Genomic DNA, 18,672 nt, shown 5'->3' on the forward strand with positions numbered 1-18,672 from the left:
TGAAAGGATTCGCAGGCCTTATATTTTATATTGTATTAACTATATAAAAAACAAGTGTAAATAGATAATAATTCACACTTGTTAAAGTAAAAAATGACTCAAAAATGACCTAGAATCTTGATTTATAGCCTGAACCTACTCACCAAGCTCTCCTGTTCTTGTGCGATAGTGCTTAAGTTGTCACTTACGGACGCTATTTGTGACATGGCTTGATAGCTATCATCAGCAATATGATTAATGCCTTCTAAACTTTGAGCAATCTCACCAGTGGTTGTGCTCTGTTCTGCAGCAGCTTCAGATATGTGGGTACTCATCTGGCTTATTTCTAAAATTAATGCCTGAATTTCTTCCATAGAACTATTTGCATTAGATGCTTGAGCAATAGAGTTTTCCATATCCCCCATGCAGCTTTCAATCATATGACTGGCGGATTTAGAGCTAGATTGAAGATTACCTATCATACTTTCTATTTCAGTCGTAGATTCCGTGGTTTTTTGTGCTAATACGCGGACTTCATCGGCAACAACAGCAAATCCTCTACCTTGTTCCCCTGCACGAGCAGCCTCGATTGCTGCGTTAAGCGCCAGCAAGTTAGTTTGCTCAGCTATCCCTTGAATGACGTCAAGAATAGAGCCAATTTCACTACTCATTTGTTGTAGTTCAGATACCGCTTCTACGGATTCAGTTAATCGAGATTCCAGTTGATTAATCGTAGTGATGTTTTGGTTCATTACCTCTCGACCGCTGTCAGAAGCACTTTCGACCTGATGTACCTTCTCTAATGAGTTGAGAGCACTTTGAGATACTTCTGCTACGGAATGCGCCATCTCTGTCATTGCCGTCGCAACATTAGCCGTCTGTTCTCGTTGGCTATTAAGTTGGCTTTGCGCATTATTTGAGGTGGTTTGGTTTGTGGTTGATGCATTGGTCAGATCACGCGAGGCGCTACTGAGTTGCTGTAAGATATTATGCAAGTTGTCCGCTAGAGTATTGATATGTCCACTCACTCGACTAAATTCGTTGTTATAGCGAATATCGATACGCTTGGTCATATCCCCATCGGCTAGGCTTTCTAATGTAGCAAAGATGCGAATAAGTGGTTCTCTAACGCTATGAGCAAGATGATACCCGATGACAATAGCTAAGATGACGACGACGACACCAATGATGCTCGCTTGCAAGCGTCCATCGGTATAAATACTCTCCGCTTCTGATAGCGTATCGTTCAGCTCTTCCGTTGCGACGTCATTAAATCCGGCAAGCAGCGTCATGGTTTGGTCAATCTCAGACGCGAGGTTCTCTATATTTTGATATAGATTTTCTTGAGCAAGTAAAAACGCAGAGTGTTGATCCAATACGCCACCTTTTTTACCTATATCTTTTGTGAACCCTTCGACCGACTTATCAAAAGTAGATTTAAGAGATGGTAATTGAGTGGTCAAACCTTGGTAGGCGTATACTAATTGCGCGACGGATTTTTTGTTTTCTGCAAATGCTTTGGCAACAAACTCGAGATCGTCACTGGCTAGGGCATCTGATGTAACCATTTCAGCTTTTTTAAGTTTTAAGAAATAGCTTTTCGCTAAAAGCTTGATTGAAATGCTGCTTTGGTCGTCGACAAAATCTTTCATTCCAACCGTTAAATCAGAATGAAGTCGTTGATAGTCTCGTGTTGATTTTCGAACCTGTTCTTGCGCGATGAACATGTCTTGATAATTGCCCATAGCTTCCTGTGCGACCGCAAAATAGCTGGTTTCAAGTTCTTTTAACTGATTAACATTACTTTGTAATGAAGGGTAGCTTGAACTGGCTGTCTCAAGTTGATTGAATATCACCTGAAAACTGTCTTGTGCTTGTTTGAAACTGCGCTTGTTCTGTTCCATCCTTTCTACATTTTGTGTCGTCAAAAAGTCCTTAAACGCTTTGTCTGCAGAGAGTAACTTCACACTGGTCTGGTTTGATAAAGAAACTAATGGCAATGACTTTTCTGTCACAGTACTAAACATAGAGTGGATATTACTCATTCCATTTAGCATTATTACAACTGTAGCGATAAACATAATCACTAAAATGGAAAATCCGGCGTACATACGCCTGATTACAGATCCTTTCATTTTCTCTCCCCCGTTAGAAAAATAAGGTATTAATATTGAAACCATAACAGACACTTATTATTGTTTTAAATGTCAGTATTGGGTGACCAATAATACGTATTTCATATTGCACAAACTGAGATTTGAAGCTCAATTCACGTTATCGGCAGAGCGTCTCGAAAATCGAGAGTTGAGCGTTGTTTTTATTGTGATTTGGTGACCCATAACGCATACTCAACAAAAATTATCGTCAAAGATGGAGTGCCGCAATGGTGGAAGAAACAATATTTAGCAAAATTATTCGAAAAGAGATTCCAGCTGATATCGTCTACCAAGATGATTTGGTGACCGCATTTAGAGATATAAGCCCACGAGCCCCAAGTCACATTCTAATTATTCCAAATAAACTGATCCCTACGGTGAATGACGTAGAACAAGAAGATGAGTTAATGTTAGGCCGAATGTTTACTGCCGCCAGAAAGATAGCGAAAGATGAAGGGATTGATGAAGACGGCTATCGTCTGATCATGAACTGTAACGCGCACGGTGGGCAAGAGGTCTACCATATTCATATGCACCTTCTTGGAGGTCGCCCTCTGGGTCCTCTGTTGCTGGGTTAATTTGGAATTGATTTCTTAGTAAGCTTATGTTGAATAAAACGTGCCGATTGCTAGTCATTACTGCGGTCTCAGCTGTAATGACGGCTTGTTCTACCTTTTCTGCTGGCAACCTGTTTAGCCACTACAGCGCTCAAAATCGTACTGTTTATACCGCTGTAGAAACAGGGCAGTATGATAAAGCAGTAGACCTGTTACCTGACTATATTGCGGGTGATATATTAGACAATATGGAAAAGGGAAGAGTAAATCTACTCAATGAAACCTACCCAGAGAGCAAAGCTTTTTTTGAAAGTAGTGAAACAGCTGTGCGTGTGCAACAAGACCAAGCAGTTGTGTCTATTAGTGAAAGTGCTTCTAGTATTGGGGCATTGGCCGTTAATGATAACTTAACAAGTTATTATCCAGCGGACTATGAACTAGGTTTTTTGCATTTGTATTTAGCCCTTAACTACCTTAATGAGAATTCGCTAGAAGGCGCTTTAGTTGAGGTACGTAAAGCCAATCAAGTTCAAGAAAGGGCTAAAAAAGCGCGTGAATCTGATCTCGCTTCTGCTGAGAAAGAGATGAAATCGGATGGTTTAAGCCCAAATTTAGGTTCTGTTTTGTCTAAATACCCCGATGCGGGCAAGCAGCTACAAGCGGTTCAAAATGGATATTTGTTGTATTTGTCTGCTCTGCTCTACGAGACCGCAGGGGAACTAAATGACGCTTATGTTGACTATAGACGTGCGTTAGCAGTAATGCCGAATAATGCAGAGATAATTGACGGTACTATTCGAGTAGCTCAAAAGTTAGGCATGCGCGAAGACCTAAGTAAGTTAGTTAAGCAATATGGTGACAGAACACCTTTGGCAAAAAATGAAGCACGGTTAATCGTTATTGATGAACAAGGTGTTGTGTTTGCCAAGCAAGGTTGGAAGCAACCACTCCCTATTTATACAAAAGGGCAGTGGGCTTATTTTACAATGTCACTTCCATATTATCCTACGCAGGCTTCTCGTCAGTTTGCTACGCTTAAGATAAACGACAAACCAGTATCGAAGTCGAAACTTGTTGATGTAAATTTAATGGCGCAACAAGATTTAACGGAAAGAATGCCTACGATTTTGCTAAGGCAGGCTTTACGAGTTGTGGCTAAAGAACAGATTCGTCGAGAAGCGGCGGAACAGGATGATATCGGGAACTTGTTAGTTAACGTATGGAATGTTTTTACAGAACAACCCGATACGCGCAGTTGGCAAACATTGCCTGCGGAGGTCTATAGTAGTAGTGATATTGTCGAACCAGGGGAATACAGAATAGATGTCGGAAACCAGAATTACGATGTCAAAGTAGAAGAAGGCAGAACAGTTTTGGTCTGGATTTCTAGGCAGGGTTCAAGTGCAACAATTTGGCATAAACAACTTGGGAGTTTGTAATGAAAAAAATAGGGATAGCATTAATTATGGCCTTGGCCTTAATCGGTTGTTCTAACAATACAGCAGGTCTTCGAGTTGATGGCCGGTCACAAAATGTGATGTTTGGTGACAATGTGCTCGGAGGGCGGTTACTGGTTGATAATATCGCGACCACAGAATTAGAGGGGCACGCGAGAGGTATTGTCACACTTACTAGTCAGTTTAAAGGTGACCAAAATATTCAGTATCGCTTCTATTGGTACGATAACGATGGATTAGAAGTGAATTCTAAGCAAGCAGCTTGGAAACAACAGATTGTGAGAGGGTTTGAAACACTTTCTATCTCGGAAGTGTCTATTAATCCAAATGGCAAACAATTCCGTGTTCAAATACGTGAAGCAAATAATTAAGGGTGAAAGATGAATAAAGGTGTTATAGCGTTAATTGGGCTAGCGGTTGTTTTAGGCGGCTGTTCGAATACTGTTAATTATGGCGATGCACAAGAAGCAGAAACCACAACGATTGATTTTGGATCAACCGACTTACAAAAAATCGCTAGTGAGATGGTTGATAGTATGCTGATGTCAGGATCTGTAGCTGCCATTACTAGAGATAGCCGCCCAGTCGCTTTTGTCGAAACTATCAAGAACAAGACTAGCGAGCACATAGATACGGAGTCTATCACTGATTCCATTAGTACCAAGATGCTGAACTCTGGGAAATTCCGTTTTGTAGATATGGATAGAGTAGAATCAGTACGTAAGCAACTAAACTTCCAAAACAACGATGAATTAGCGGATCAAAGCAGCGCTATTCAGTTCGGCAAGATGGTTGGCGCTCAATATATGCTCTATGGCAACATGTCGAGTATTGTAAAGCAAGCGGGTAGCAAAAAAGACGTCTATTATAAAATGACAATGCGTTTAATGGACCTTGAAACGGGCATTATCGAATGGGCTGATGAAACTGAGATCCGAAAAAATGAATCGAAGAGCTTCTTAGGTTTATAATTTTGCGTTAGAAATAGAACGTTATACAACAAGAGGGCGTCCAGTGAGAATGACATGGAGTGAAGCAAAATCGCTTGACCAGTCGTTATTATCACTGGACTCTTTTTTTATTGAGCCGCCACAAATTGCAGAAATTCTCCCTGGAGGCTTAACTAATCGATGTTGGAAAATTACGTCTCACTCGGGTACACCTTATGTTTGGCGACCTAGCTCCATACAGCTATTTCAATTTGGGATCTCTCGTATTAGAGAGAATCAATTACTGGAATCATTAAGAGAATGCCATTTCGCTCCGACTCCAATACATCTAAACGATAAAGGTTTATTGGTTGAGTGGTTAGAGGGAAGCGTTGGCGATGTTCCGTTGAGTAATATTGAGTTGATTGGGACGCTCAGCAAGATCCATTCTGTAAATATTCACAATAAACCCGTACCGTTGTTTGCTTATACTGCAAAAGTTGACGGGTACTGGCATAAATTAAACTTAGAACTAAAATCAAAACAGCGAGAGCAGATCTATAATCTTTATAGAGAATTACCTGATATCCCTCAAGTTGAACCAACCTTGTGCCATTTTGATCTGGGAAACTACAATATAGTTAGAACCGTTCAGGGTATAAAGGTGATCGATTGGGAATATGCTGGCGTCAGTGATCCTAGAATGGATCTGGCAATGACCCTGGAACTTAGTGGCTATAATATGCCAAAAAGTGTTGCGATGTATTGTAAGTTGAGAAATATCGAAGATATTGACAGATGGTTAGTGGGAGTTAATCAGTGGCAACCGCGTAATCACATGATGGCAATGCTGTGGTATTTGCTAGGTTACCAGCTTTGGCGTGATAATAACTACCTGTTGCAAGCAGAACGGTTGGAAGCGTTGCTTATTCGGTAACTAAGCTTGCTAATTGCTAGCAAGTAATTATCTATGATATAAATCTTTCTAGGCTACAAACGAACTTATGTTGCTGATATTTTTATGTTATAAATTAGTTAAGCCATAAAAATATCAGGCAATTAAGTTAACCTATTATAATTCGTGGTAAATTTAGAATTGCACCAACAAGGATAGCGGGAGGTACCATGATAATTTATTTACACGGCTTTGACTCAACAAGCCCAGGGAATCACGAGAAAGTACTTCAGCTTCAGTTTATAGACGATGACGTCCGTTTTATTAACTACAGTACGCTTCATCCGAAGCATGATATGGCGCACCTTCTAAAGGAAGTACACAAGGCGATTGAGCAATCGGACGACCTTCATCCAATTATTTGTGGCGTAGGGCTGGGCGGTTATTGGTCTGAACGCATCGGGTTTTTATGCGGTATTAAACAGGTTGCTTTTAATCCTAATTTATATCCAGAACTAAACATGACTGGAAAGATAGACAGACCAGAAGAGTACGAAGATATCGCAACTAAGTGCGTTGCACAGTATCGAATCAAGAATAAAGATCGTTGTTTGGTCATTCTTTCTAAGAGTGATGAGGATATTGACCACAGCGTAACGGTTGATGCTTTAAAAGATTACTATCAAATAATTTGGGATGAGACAGAAACTCATAAATTTAAAAAAATATCCCAACATTTGCAAACCATCAAGGCATTTAAAGAAGCTTGATAGCTGGATGTGTTTGAAAAACGGCCTCTTTTTAGAGGTCGTTTTTTTTGCTTTATAGTTAACTAATTTGTGTGAAAATGTGACGAATGTAAAAAATTCTTGCGGTGTAGAATTAGCTATATATAATGCAAACGTAACTTTTTTTGATATATATCAAAAAAAGTTGAACAAAAAGAGTGAGCACATTCAAAGAAGCTCTCCTTATGGCACTAAAAACAACGTGAATAGCGGCTTGGTTAAATACAGAATCCCATAGTTTGAATTATTCAGGCTATTTATATTTTAGATTGAAAGGAATGCTTATATGACTCGAATCATTGTTGTCGGCGGTGGAGCTGGTGGTTTGGAGCTAGCAACTAAGCTAGGTAATAAACTAGGACGTAAAAACATAGCAGAAATCACGTTAGTCGATAGGAAAGGCAGCCACTTGTGGAAGCCCTTGCTTCATGAAGTAGCCACAGGTTCACTCGACGAAGGGGTTGATGCCATAAGTTATCGTGCTCACGCCAAAAATCATCATTTTAACTTTCGTTTAGGTAGTTTAGAAACTATTGACCGTGAACGTAAGGTGATTGTTCTTGCTGATTTAACCGATGACAATGGTGAACTGTTGCTTCCGCAGCGCGAACTGGAATATGACATATTGGTTATGGCGATTGGGTCTACCTCTAATGACTTCAATACCCCAGGTGTTAGAGATAATTGCATATTCTTAGATAGCCCAGAGCAAGCACATCGTTTTCGTACACAAATGAATAATGAGTTCCTTAAGCTGCATGCAAAAGGGGAAGGGACGGTCGACATTGCAATAGTTGGCGCGGGAGCAACTGGTGTTGAGTTATCTGCCGAACTTCATAATGCCATTAAAGAATTAAGAACCTATGGCTTTGGCGATCTAGATTCAAGTAAACTAAATGTTAACCTAGTAGAAGCAGGTGAACGAATTCTTCCTGCCCTACCAGCAAGAATCTCATCGTCTGCGCATCAAGAGTTAACCAAACTTGGCGTAACAGTAAGAACGTCAACTATGGTGACTCAAGCCGAGCCTGACGGTTTAACCACAAAAGACGGTGACAAAATTCACGCTCATATTATGGTTTGGGCAGCAGGAATTAAAGCACCAGACTTTATGAAAGATATTGCGGGCTTAGAAACGAATCGTATTAACCAGCTTGTAGTAAACGACACGTTACAAACGACTCGAGATGAATCTATTTTTGCGATTGGTGACTTAGCTCAGTGTACACAAGCGGATGGCTCTTTTGTTCCTCCTCGTGCTCAAGCAGCGCACCAAATGGCTAGTCAAGCGTACAACAACATCATGGCGAAACTAAATGGTAAGGTACTTAAGCCTTATGTTTACAAAGACCATGGCTCATTGGTTTCTTTGAGCCAGTTTTCCACGGTAGGAAGCTTGATGGGTAACCTAACTAAAGGTTCAATGATGATTGAAGGACGTATAGCGCGTGTCGTCTATATCTCTTTGTATCGTATGCACCAGATGGCACTTCACGGAATGTTTAAGACAACACTTATGATGTTGGTTGGCCGTATAAACCGAGTATTGAGACCAAACCTAAAACTGCATTAAAATTAATGATTTGACTACATAATTTAAGGCCATGCAACAGCATTAATGCTGTTCGGTTAAGGTCATTTATACCTGTAATCCCGACGAAAACCGACGTCATCCCCATGAAAATGGGGATCTAGTACAGCCAAGATTCCCGTTTTCACGGGAATGACGAAGTATTTAGCGCTAACCGATCGGCATTAATGCAATTAAAATAAGCCCAACTTTATCCGATTTAGATATGGAAGCGGCATTTTTAAGCAAAGAAGAGAAAAACAAAATAAGAACTTGGGTTTAAATATGGAGGTCTGGCGTGACACAAAATACTAATCCATCTTTTGGTTTGCCGTTATAAATAAAGCGATTTCTATTAATACCTTCATTTATACAGCCGCAACTTAGCGCGACTTTATGGCTGAGGACATTTTCTGGGTCACAGACTAACTCAATGCGGGTTAACTGTAGCTTTTCGAAACTGAAACTGATGATAGAGTTTAGAGCCTCTTTAGCGTAGCCTTTTTGTTGATGCTTATCGGCTATCCAGTAGCCAAGGCTTGCAGAGTTAGAAATGAGATGAACTTCAGTAATAGCAACCATACCAATAAATTCTTGGTTTTTCTGACAGAATACGCCAAAACCATAAGACGTTCCTTTTACCCAGTTGAGTCGATTTGCCCGAATGAACTCCTGCGCATCTTCAACGTTGAAACTAGGCTCACACCAATCCATCCAACGATGTAACGATAATGAATCAGCGACTCGATTGGCAAATGCATGACTATGTTCTTGGTTTATAATTTTAAGCGTTAATCGCTTGGTGAATATTTCTAAACTAGTGACCAAATTAGGTAGTCCAACAAAGTAAAATGCTTCCCTGAGGAAGCATTGATAAAGGTTACGGTACACGTCGAATTTGAACAATAATGCCCATCAACGGATGGTCTAAGTAGTGGGTTTCACTGCTTCGTATACGGCGTTTTTGTTCCATTCTGTAGCTCTTTAAAAAACGTTCTTCTTGAATAGTGGGCGATACTTCTTTTAGATCGCCAAACTGAACATTGTTGTCGGTTTCGGCTTCAGTTAGATCAAGTTTCTTGTCTTCTAAAAATACCTCACGAACGCCTGGAGCTTTAAGGTCTAAGGTGGTTTCTAAAAACAAATAGTGCTGAACATATACTTGCAACTCTCCATCTAACTCGTAGAGTGGGTTGTCAATGGTCTGTTCTTGAATAGTGCCCGCGCTGTTGTCTGTAAAAGTGATTTTTTGGCTGCCGTCAGGGTTATAAGATTTGGAATAATCTTTACCAGCTCGAATTCGAAACTTAGGCGCAGAAGCTTTGCCATTGTCACCTTGACGCCATACTTTATGCATTAAAACTTGAAATCCGGCGTGCTTTTTAAGGCGTTCTACTTGGTTAAGTAGTTGATACTCATCGTAGCCGCGAATGGAAACCCCTTTTCTCTGCCTATATTCACTGTTTTCAAAGGTCCCCACATTAGTGAAGTCGATTGGTGGCATTGCGCTAGGCCAAGATTCACTTAGCTTTTCAGGATCAACAGTGCGTTTAAATACAATAAGTTCAATATCAAATTGACGCTCGGCCGCGAACGACGGCAAAGCAATGATAAAGAGCAGAAGAAAGACCAGTTTTTTCATTTTGACTCCGCAAAAAGGGGACTGTTATCGTTGAGCATAGTATTTTTATCCAGCTATTATTGCTTATCACGCGCCTTTAGGCATTCTATTTTGTTGAAATTGTTCAAGCAAATCAGAGATAAAGCGAATTCTTTCGCGTCTGTCAGCTAAAGGCAACGTAAATTTAAGCTTAGTTGGCCCTTCCATCTTATATTTTTGGGCGTGACCTTGTAAGAGTTTAACTAGAAACATCGGATTAATGTCAGCATTTGGATAAAACTCAATATAGCCGCCTTTTTCATGAGCTTCTATCTTCTTAACATTTATAGCGGCTGCGTCTAGCTTAACTTCATTGACGGATAATAAGTTTTTAGTCGCATCTGGTAAGGTGCCAAATCGGTCGATGAGTTCTACCTTCATTTCCATAAGCTGATTGCGGTTTTTAACGCTAGCAATTCGCTTGTACATAGACAAACGAGTATTTATATCTGGAATATAATCATCTGGTAGAAGCGCTGGTAACCTAAGTTCGACTTCTGTTTGTTCTTTAAGCAAGTCATCTAACGATGGCTCTTTACCTTCTTTAAGTGCTTCAACGGCTTGCTCTAGCATTTCCATATACAGCGTAAAGCCAACCGATTGTATCTGACCGCTTTGTTCATCACCAAGTAATTCTCCGGCACCACGTATCTCTAAGTCGTGTGTCGCGAGTGTAAAGCCTGCTCCTAAATCTTCTAAAGAGGCAATGGCATCGAGTCGTTTTACTGCGTCCTTAGAAAGCGCCTTTGGGTGTGGCGTTAAAAGATATGCATATGCTTGGTGGTGTGAGCGGCCAACGCGTCCACGGAGCTGGTGGAGCTGGGCTAAACCAAGTTTGTCGGCTCTATCCATCAAGATAGTGTTGGCTGTAGGGACGTCGATTCCTGTCTCAATAATAGTGGTACAAACCAATACGTTGAATCGTTGATGGTAGAAGTCGTTCATGATGCGTTCAAGTTCTCTTTCTCGCATTTGACCATGGGCTGTTGTGACCCGAGCTTCAGGGATCAGCTTAGCAAGGTCTTCAGCCACTTTATCAATAGTTTCTACTTGATTGTGTAAGAAATAAACTTGTCCACCACGCATAATTTCGCGAAGAATAGCTTCACGAATGATGCCGTTTTCACTTTCTCTCACGAATGTTTTTATCGCCAAACGACGGGCTGGTGGGGTTGCAATAATAGAAAGATCGCGCATGCCACTCATTGCCATATTAAGCGTTCGAGGGATAGGGGTAGCAGTCAAGGTTAAAATATCAACATCGGCTCGCATCGCTTTGACTTTTTCTTTTTGTCTTACGCCAAATCGATGCTCTTCATCAACGATGAGCAGCCCGAGATCTCTAAACGATATACTATCCTGTAAAAGCTTGTGGGTACCAATAAGAATGTCCACTTTACCTTCAGCAGTATCTGTTAGGATCTGTTTCTGTTCTTTAGCGGATTTGAAGCGAGAAAGTACCTCGACGCGAATGGGTAGATTAGCAAATCTGTCACGGAAGTTTTCAAAATGCTGTTGTGCTAATAGGGTGGTGGGAACGAGAACCGCCACTTGCTTATCATTATCGGTACAAACAAAAGCCGCGCGCATGGCTACCTCAGTCTTACCAAAACCAACATCACCACAAACCAGTCTATCCATGGCTTTCGGTTGACACATGTCGGACATTACTGCATCAATGGCCGTAACTTGGTCATCGGTTTCTTCAAACGGGAAACCTGATTTAAATGTGGCGTATTGACCTCTGTCGAGTGTGAATTTATGCCCAGGTTTTAGCTCACGCTTGGCATAAACGTCGAGAAGTTCAGCCGCTACATCTCTTACTTTTTCCGCAGCACGTCGACGGGCTTTAACCCAAGCCTCACCGCCCAACTTGTGTATTGGCGCTCCTTCTTCAGCACTACCAGAATACCGGCTGATGAGATTTAAAGAAGCTACTGGAACATAGAGCTTTGCTTCATTTTGATATTCAAGCGTCACATACTCTGTTGTTAAGCCACCCGCTTCGAGTATTTGTAATCCAATATAACGGCCAATTCCGTGATCTAAGTGAACGACTGGTTGGCCCGGTTTTAGCTCGGCAAGATGACGTATTATCGTATCGCTATTTACGGCTTTTTTGTCTTTTTTGCGCCGCTGAATTACTCGGTCACCCAGTAAATCGCTTTCACATATTAGCGCAAAGTCTGGCCCTGAATGGATGAAACCATGCTCGGCAGCACCCAGTATCATGGTGAATTTATGTGTGCTTTCTATGGCTTCATTTAATGAGCCTGTTTCAGTTGGTTTAAGTTTAATGTGCCGGAGCAACTCTAGTAGTGCTTCTCTGCGTCCTTCTGACTCAACTGAAAAGACGATCTTTCCGGTGTAACCTTCACTGAATTTTCGTAATTCAGCCAAGGGTTCTTTGTTTTGTTGCTTAGCGTGGAGATTTGGCAAAGCCTCAAGCTTTGGATTGGTTCTCCCTGCTCTTACCTGAACTTTCTCGATGGATAACTGAGAAATGGGTTTTTGTTTAAAATACCCAAACAGCTCATCTTTCTTTAGCCAAAGTTCTTTAGGTTCTAGTAAAGGACGTAAAGGGTCGATCTTGCGTTGGTCGTAACGGTAATCTACATCGGCTAAAAAGGTATCAATGGCAGATTCAAGGTCGCCGACATTAACCAGTAAAGTGTCTTCAGAGATATAATCAAATAGTGTTTCTGTTTGTTCAAAAAACAGCGGTTGCCAGTACTCGATACCGGCTGGCCAAGTGCCTTTGGTTACCTGCATATAAACCGACTCGGGCTCACGTCTTGCTTCGAACTTTTGACGCCAGCGACCACGAAATTCTTCTATTGCTTCTTTTGACGTGGGAAATTCATGAGCAGGTAACAAGCGAATAGTATTGATATTCTCAATGGTGCGTTGAGTTTCAGGATCAAATGTTCGTATGGTATCTATTTCATCATCAAAAAAGTCTATCCTGAATGGGTCTGGGCTGCCCATAGGGAATAGATCAATGATGGAGCCACGGCTTGCATACTCACCAGGGCCAAACACTTGATCTACGTTTCTGTAGCCTGACTTTTCAAGTTGCATTCTCAGTTTATCCAGTGAGAAAAGATCACCCGCTTTTACCATAAGCGTATGCTGCATCAAGAAATCTCTAGGAGATTGTCTTTGCAACAAGGTACTTATTGGAACAATAGTGATACCTTTCGACTGCGTAGGTAACTGATAAAGTTTCGCAATACGATCTGAAATAATATCTTGATGAGGAGAGAAATTGTCATATGGCAGAGTTTCCCAATCTGGAAACAAACTGACCTCTTGATCAGAGAACTGCTCTATTTCACTCAACAACTTCAACGCTAATTGAGGATCAGGAACAACCAATAGTGTGTGGCCTTGGTGTTGCTCAGCAACTTCAGCGATAGCGAGAGGTAGAGCAGCACCAACAAGGTTACCTACCAGTTTTTTGTCACCTGCTTTTACAGGAGTGACAATAGAAAAAAGTGATTTTTTATTCGACATTAGTTATCTGTTTTGACGGTCAATTGAACGTTGGCGTAATAGTTTTTGTTGTTGATAGAGTGCGGCTTTAATCAACAAATCCTGATCGATTTCTCGAAGCGATTTATAGGTTAGAGTGACATCATAACCTTGTTCTACTGAGTTACACTCGATTACTTCAGCGTAACAATAAATAGCTGCAGGAGGATGGTCTAGAAATAGCTTTGCTCTAGCAAGTGACCCAATAATGAATTCATGATTGCTTTTAAACGTGAACTGACTTGCGCCAAAACTGGACGTATAAAAGCGTGACTCTTCTTTATCTTGTTGCGCCAACATAAAAGTAAGTAATAGATTTAGCTTGTCATTTTGGTGTTCAAGAAGTTGAATGACATTCTTGAAATCACTATTTTTAAGCTCATTCATTGCACTTTCAGTTAGGCTATCTAATTGACTAAATTCACTCGCAACGATAAACGGTGCGGGGATCTCTAAGATGAATGCACTTTGTATAGGCAAGGTAAAACCACTTTCAAGAGGCTCGACATTGACAGTCAATTTGTGGTGGACAGTAAAAAATTCTTGTTGATCCATACCTTGATTCCTTTTCTCTAACCTTTTGATTATCGTCATGTATAGCAACATAGCAAGAGTTGTGGTGTTTTCATTGCCGAAATAGTCGATTTTTGCTTATTTATCGCAATTAGCGCTATAAACAGAGGTCATTAATCGTTACATTAATCCTCATTGATAATCATTGGTCTTTTTGTCTATGTTTCATCCTGTTTCGGCTTTTGTTGGTCTGCGTTATTTGAGAGGGCGTTCTGGCGATCGATTTAGTCGTTTTGTCTCTATTATGTCAACAGTAGGTATTACTATCGGGGTAATGGCTTTAGTGACGGTTTTATCAGTGATGAATGGTTTTGAGTCACAACTTAAAAACCGTATTCTCGGTGTGTTACCTCAAGCGGTGATTCACCAACAAGATGAAAAAACGGAAAATAGTAATCAACCGCCTGCGTTTTTACATGCCATTCCATTTGTGAAGCAGATTGCACCAATCGTTAGAAGTGAAGCAGTGATCCAAAGCCCTGCTCAACTTTCCGCTGGTTTGTTAATTGGTATCGCGCCTCTAAAGAATGATCCTATAGGGGAGTATCTAATGGGGGAAGGTTAAGTGATCTAAAGGCAGGGGAATACCAATTATTATTAGGACATACATTAGCCAGAAACATGAAAGTGTCGATTGGTGACAAAGTACGTTTAATGGTAACCAGCGCGAGTCAGTTTACGCCATTAGGTAGAATTCCCAGTCAGCGCAACTTCACGGTTGCGGGTGTATTTAATACGGGCTCTGATGTAGATGGTCAGTTAATGATTGGGCACATTGGTGATGTTGGTAAGCTAATGAAATTCAAAGCGGATACTATTTCGGGTTGGCGATTATTCTTCGACGATCCGTTTGTGGTTTCTGAACTCGCTAATACCCCCTTGTCCATTGGATGGATGTGGAGTGATTGGCGCGAACAAAGAGGTGAGCTTTTCCAGGCAGTTAGAATGGAAAAGAACATGATGGGGTTAATGCTTGGTCTTATTGTTGGTGTCGCAGCCTTCAATATCATTTCAGCGCTTATAATGGTTGTGATGGAGAAACAATCGGAAGTCGCGATACTAAAAACCCAAGGGATGACGAATGGACAAATCTTAACGGTCTTTATGGTGCAAGGTGCAAGCAGTGGCATTATTGGTTCTTTGGTAGGTGGAGGGCTAGGTATATTGCTTGCCAGTAACCTCAACAATATTCTCGATTCTATGGGGGTCGCCCTTTTTGCCGCAGGCGGCCAACTACCGATAAGTGTTGAGCCTGTCCAAATAGCCGTGGTGATAGTATTGGCCATTTTACTGAGCTTACTAGCAACACTGTACCCTTCTTATAAAGCGTCGTCTGTAAGCCCCGCTGAAGCGCTGCGCTATGAATAATCGTTCATAATTGCCAGTGTCATTATTATTAGAATATAGACGGTAATTCAACCATTGTTAAAAAAACACGCCACGAAAGAAAAAGTCGTGGCGTGTTTTTTATGTATTAGTTATTCGCGTTACTAGATAACAGAACTAGGCGGTTGTCATTACCTTAGCTTTGCGGACATTCACTAAGACCACGAAAACCAAACCTATGATACATGCTGTAGAAATCATGCTTCCTCCCAAAGCGATGCCGATAGCAAGCGCCAGCCAAACTAAACGCTCGACTTTGGTTAGATAATCTACAAAGAAGCCCTCAATGCTTCCTGCAAAAGCGACAACCAAAGCAATAGTGCTTATGGTTGCAACCCCAAATGCCATCACTTGACTGCTATCAAAGATTAATCCTGAAAACGCCATCATCAATGGAATAAGGAAGAAACCTTGTGCCAATTTAAATGCTTGAACCGCAGACTTCATAGGTGAAGCTTTTGCAATACCAGCGCCAGCAAAGGCGGCTAACGCGATGGGAGGCGTTACATTAGAGGTTTGGGATAGCCAAAACACTATCATGTGAGCAGCTAACATGCTGATGCCGAAATCCAACAGGGTAGGAACGGCCATTATGGACAAAACAATATAGGCTGCAGTAACAGGTAATCCCATGCCTAGAATAACCGCCGCCAGTGCAATTAATGCCATGGCTGCAAAGAGATGACCACCAGAAAGAGCAATCAAGAATTGAGTAAATTGAAGACCAATGCCTGTTTGGCCTACAACGCCCACGACTATACCAGCCGTACCACAAGCAAGTGAGATTGGTAGGGCAAGTAAAGCGCCTTGTTTCATCCCTTCAAAGAAGGTTGCCAATGAGATTCGACTGTGTTTTCTACATAAGGATGCAATCAATATGGCTGCGCAGCCTGCGATACCAACCAATACAGGTGAATAGCTCATTAATAACAACGCAGTGATCAATATCAACGGAACCAGAAAGTGCCAACCTCGCTCCATGACTACTTTGATCTGCTCTACGCTATCCATCCCTTTAAGGCCGAGTTTACATGCCATGATGTGCACATATAACAAGGTACAAGCGAAGTAAAGAATGGCTGGCATGATAGAAACCAGCAAAATTTCACTATATGGAATACCGGTAAATTGTGCCATTACAAATGCACCTGCACCCATTACTGGTGGCATTATCTGCCCACCTGTCGAGGCGGCAGCTTCTATACCTGCAGCTTGCTCTGGTTTATAACCGAGTTTCTTCATCATTGGGATAGTCAAGGAACCAGTTGTGACTGTATTCGCTATAGCTGATCCTGATATAGAACCTAAAGCCGCCGAAGCAATGACACTTGCCTTTGCTGGCCCACCTCGGTATTTACCAGCAACAGCAAAGGCACTATCGATAAAAAATTTACCAGCACCGGTAACTTGTAAAAAGGCACCGAAGAGCACAAAAATAAACACCACACCAGCAGCGATAGCAAGAGGAGCACCAAATACGCCGTTTGTCGAATAGATATGAAATCGGATGATATCTTCTAATGGGAAACCATTACTGGCGAACTGGTCGGGTAACAAGTTGCCATACATTGCGTAACCTAGGAAAATCAAAGCGATGGCCACCATCACAAACCCAACAGTTCGACGTGTGGCTTCTAATAGGAGAACTATCGTGATACAGCCAGCGAGCTTGTCGTAGCCGACTATGCCCTCTAATAAAAACGTAATATCATCATAATCGAATACAGCGATTCGCCATGTAGCCCAAATAGCCATTACACAGCAAATTAGATCTAGTCCACGTCCCGCTATATACAGAATAGGGTTATGTTTATTGGAAATAATTGGGTGAGTAAGAAAAACTAAAATCATCACCCAACTAAGATGTATTGGGCGAAATACTGGCGCTGAAATATCAGCAGAGATCCCTTGCCAAATCTGAAATACAGATAAAGCTATAGCCGCGAATGCGGCTATTTTCATAAGAAGTTCGATAAGAGACTGCTGAATGGATAAAGCCTGACGCATAAAAAACTCCATTCTTTTATACAAAACTAGCCTGCTATATACACGGCTTAATTAACAAGGGCCGTGTATATAAACGTTGTTACAATAAGAAATTATTTAGTTTGCTCATCAAAATATTTTTGCGCACCAGAGTGAATTGGTACGCCACCTAGGCGATGCATATTTTCTAGTGTTGTGTACTGAGTCACCTTGATAGCTTGGCGAACTTGATCAATATTCTCAAACATAGACTTCGTCATTTCATAAACCAATTTTTCATCGGCATTTTTATTTACAACAAGTACGTTCCAAACAGCGGGCGTATTAAAAGCAGGTACGTTGTTGTAACTATTCGCAGGGATGTCTAGTGGTTGGAAAGATGGTATGGCTTGCGATACGGCTGCAAGTTGGTCTGCAGTGAATGAAAGTACGCGAATATCTCGAGTTAGGGCGAGTTCTGTTACCGCACCTACACCAAGACTACCGACAATAACGCCAGCATCAATTTGTCCATTCGCTAAAGCGGACGTTGTTGCTGTGTAATTTAGGCTTTGAGATTTTAATTCACTTTCATCAATACCTAATGCGGTCAAAATACCAATGGCGCTTGTACGTGTGCCAGAACCAGGTGCACCTAAAGATACTTTCTTGCCTTTGAGATCTTCAATGTTCGTGATATCTGAATCAGCAGGAACCATAAAGTGGACGACATTAGGATAAAGAGCTGAAACAACGGCAACGTCCATCTGTTTAGGGAATGGCTTTACACCTTCATGTGCTTTTTGCACCACGCTACCCATTGCAATACCAGCTAATTGTTTAGATGTTGCAACTTTAATACTATTCTCTACCGAACCAGCAGTAACTTCAGCGCGCATATTGAAGTCTGGAATCGTTTCACCCCAAATTTTTGCTAGTGTCCCACCCAATGGATAGTAAGTGCCGCTTTGGCTTCCTGTGCCAATGGTATAATTTTCTGCCAATGCAGAAAATGAAAGTATGCCTGACGCGACAAGGGTAAGAACCTTCTTATTGATTGTTATCATTTAACATTTCCTTTTGTTTAAATAACTTATAGCAAAACGTACATGAAACAGCTTATACCGACAACCCCTATTTTCCTTATTGGACTTTAGTCTATGTGTGTTTATGTGCATATTGTTTTTAAAGGGGTAAGCGAGTAGCTACTGTTTTAGGTTTTG

Annotated in this window: 14 protein-coding genes and 1 pseudogene; 8 read left to right on the top strand and 7 right to left on the bottom strand. The window is 41.3% G+C overall.

Features of this window, described 5'->3' with window-relative positions:
- Positions 1-122: 122 nt before the first annotated feature.
- Entirely contained in the window at positions 123-2,114 is a 1,992-nt protein-coding gene (locus PGX00_RS07720; RefSeq protein WP_272134234.1) for a methyl-accepting chemotaxis protein, read from the bottom strand.
- Between the two features lie 248 nt (positions 2,115-2,362).
- On the opposite strand from PGX00_RS07720, the gene hinT reads away from it, so the two are divergent.
- The 7 genes from hinT to PGX00_RS07755 all read left to right on the top strand — a co-directional run bounded on the left by hinT (position 2,363) and on the right by PGX00_RS07755 (position 8,334).
- Positions 2,363-2,713, top strand: a complete 351-nt coding sequence (hinT, locus tag PGX00_RS07725; protein WP_272134236.1) for a purine nucleoside phosphoramidase — start codon at positions 2,363-2,365, stop codon at positions 2,711-2,713.
- 26 nt (positions 2,714-2,739) lie between these two features.
- Complete coding sequence (locus tag PGX00_RS07730; RefSeq protein WP_272134238.1) at positions 2,740-4,131, top strand: COG3014 family protein; 1,392 nt, start codon at positions 2,740-2,742, stop codon at positions 4,129-4,131.
- Entirely contained in the window at positions 4,131-4,520 is a 390-nt protein-coding gene (locus PGX00_RS07735) for a YcfL family protein (RefSeq protein ID WP_272134240.1), read from the top strand. The genes PGX00_RS07730 and PGX00_RS07735 overlap by 1 nt, the downstream gene beginning before the upstream one ends.
- Positions 4,521-4,529: 9 nt before the next feature.
- Positions 4,530-5,120, top strand: a complete 591-nt coding sequence (gene lpoB, locus PGX00_RS07740; RefSeq protein WP_272134242.1) for a penicillin-binding protein activator LpoB — start codon at positions 4,530-4,532, stop codon at positions 5,118-5,120.
- A gap of 49 nt (positions 5,121-5,169) precedes the next feature.
- Positions 5,170-6,015: a phosphotransferase gene (locus PGX00_RS07745; RefSeq protein WP_272134244.1), complete on the top strand. Its 846-nt coding sequence runs from the start codon at positions 5,170-5,172 to the stop codon at positions 6,013-6,015.
- 188 nt (positions 6,016-6,203) lie between these two features.
- Entirely contained in the window at positions 6,204-6,743 is a 540-nt protein-coding gene (gene ycfP / locus PGX00_RS07750; protein WP_272134246.1) for an alpha/beta hydrolase YcfP, read from the top strand.
- 304 nt (positions 6,744-7,047) lie between these two features.
- Positions 7,048-8,334, top strand: coding sequence for an NAD(P)/FAD-dependent oxidoreductase (locus tag PGX00_RS07755; RefSeq protein ID WP_272134248.1), 1,287 nt, complete (start codon positions 7,048-7,050; stop codon positions 8,332-8,334).
- 276 nt (positions 8,335-8,610) lie between these two features.
- Here the strand turns inward: PGX00_RS07755 and PGX00_RS07760 are convergent, their stop codons facing one another.
- The 4 genes from PGX00_RS07760 to PGX00_RS07775 form a co-directional block, all read right to left on the bottom strand.
- Positions 8,611-9,159: a GNAT family N-acetyltransferase gene (locus PGX00_RS07760; protein ID WP_272134250.1), complete on the bottom strand. Its 549-nt coding sequence runs from the start codon at positions 9,157-9,159 to the stop codon at positions 8,611-8,613.
- Positions 9,160-9,211: 52 nt separating this feature from the next.
- Positions 9,212-9,973, bottom strand: coding sequence for a peptidoglycan binding protein CsiV (locus tag PGX00_RS07765; protein WP_272134252.1), 762 nt, complete (start codon positions 9,971-9,973; stop codon positions 9,212-9,214).
- A gap of 66 nt (positions 9,974-10,039) precedes the next feature.
- Complete coding sequence (gene mfd / locus PGX00_RS07770) at positions 10,040-13,507, bottom strand: transcription-repair coupling factor (RefSeq protein WP_272134254.1); 3,468 nt, start codon at positions 13,505-13,507, stop codon at positions 10,040-10,042.
- Between the two features lie 3 nt (positions 13,508-13,510).
- Positions 13,511-14,080 carry a PilZ domain-containing protein gene (locus PGX00_RS07775; RefSeq protein WP_272134256.1) on the bottom strand — a complete coding sequence of 190 codons (570 nt, stop codon included), beginning with the start codon at positions 14,078-14,080 and terminating at the stop codon, positions 13,511-13,513.
- Positions 14,081-14,258: 178 nt separating this feature from the next.
- Between PGX00_RS07775 and lolC the strand changes: the two are divergent.
- A pseudogene (gene lolC, locus PGX00_RS07780) lies at positions 14,259-15,466 on the top strand (lipoprotein-releasing ABC transporter permease subunit LolC).
- Between the two features lie 135 nt (positions 15,467-15,601).
- On the opposite strand, the gene PGX00_RS07785 reads toward lolC, so the two are convergent.
- Positions 15,602-17,491: a TRAP transporter permease gene (locus PGX00_RS07785; RefSeq protein WP_272134258.1), complete on the bottom strand. Its 1,890-nt coding sequence runs from the start codon at positions 17,489-17,491 to the stop codon at positions 15,602-15,604.
- A 92-nt stretch (positions 17,492-17,583) separates the two neighbouring features.
- On the bottom strand, positions 17,584-18,516 hold the full coding sequence (locus tag PGX00_RS07790; protein ID WP_272134260.1) for a TAXI family TRAP transporter solute-binding subunit: 933 nt from the start codon (positions 18,514-18,516) through the stop codon (positions 17,584-17,586).
- Positions 18,517-18,672: the final 156 nt, after the last annotated feature.

Source organism: Vibrio algarum (genome assembly GCF_028204155.1).
GTDB lineage: Bacteria > Pseudomonadota > Gammaproteobacteria > Enterobacterales > Vibrionaceae > Vibrio > Vibrio algarum.

What these genes read in the sequence shown, in the direction of transcription:
- PGX00_RS07785 (WP_272134258.1), bottom strand. Translation starts at nt 17,491, where the DNA reads ATGCGTCAGGCTTTATCCATTCAGCAGTCTCTTATCGAACTTCTTATG.
- ycfP (WP_272134246.1), top strand. Translation starts at nt 6,204, where the DNA reads ATGATAATTTATTTACACGGCTTTGACTCAACAAGCCCAGGGAATCAC.
- PGX00_RS07765 (WP_272134252.1), bottom strand. Translation starts at nt 9,973, where the DNA reads ATGAAAAAACTGGTCTTTCTTCTGCTCTTTATCATTGCTTTGCCGTCG.
- PGX00_RS07790 (WP_272134260.1), bottom strand. Translation starts at nt 18,516, where the DNA reads ATGATAACAATCAATAAGAAGGTTCTTACCCTTGTCGCGTCAGGCATA.
- PGX00_RS07720 (WP_272134234.1), bottom strand. Translation starts at nt 2,114, where the DNA reads ATGAAAGGATCTGTAATCAGGCGTATGTACGCCGGATTTTCCATTTTA.
- PGX00_RS07730 (WP_272134238.1), top strand. Translation starts at nt 2,740, where the DNA reads ATGTTGAATAAAACGTGCCGATTGCTAGTCATTACTGCGGTCTCAGCT.
- hinT (WP_272134236.1), top strand. Translation starts at nt 2,363, where the DNA reads ATGGTGGAAGAAACAATATTTAGCAAAATTATTCGAAAAGAGATTCCA.
- PGX00_RS07745 (WP_272134244.1), top strand. Translation starts at nt 5,170, where the DNA reads ATGACATGGAGTGAAGCAAAATCGCTTGACCAGTCGTTATTATCACTG.
- mfd (WP_272134254.1), bottom strand. Translation starts at nt 13,507, where the DNA reads ATGTCGAATAAAAAATCACTTTTTTCTATTGTCACTCCTGTAAAAGCA.
- PGX00_RS07755 (WP_272134248.1), top strand. Translation starts at nt 7,048, where the DNA reads ATGACTCGAATCATTGTTGTCGGCGGTGGAGCTGGTGGTTTGGAGCTA.
- lpoB (WP_272134242.1), top strand. Translation starts at nt 4,530, where the DNA reads ATGAATAAAGGTGTTATAGCGTTAATTGGGCTAGCGGTTGTTTTAGGC.
- PGX00_RS07735 (WP_272134240.1), top strand. Translation starts at nt 4,131, where the DNA reads ATGAAAAAAATAGGGATAGCATTAATTATGGCCTTGGCCTTAATCGGT.
- PGX00_RS07775 (WP_272134256.1), bottom strand. Translation starts at nt 14,080, where the DNA reads ATGGATCAACAAGAATTTTTTACTGTCCACCACAAATTGACTGTCAAT.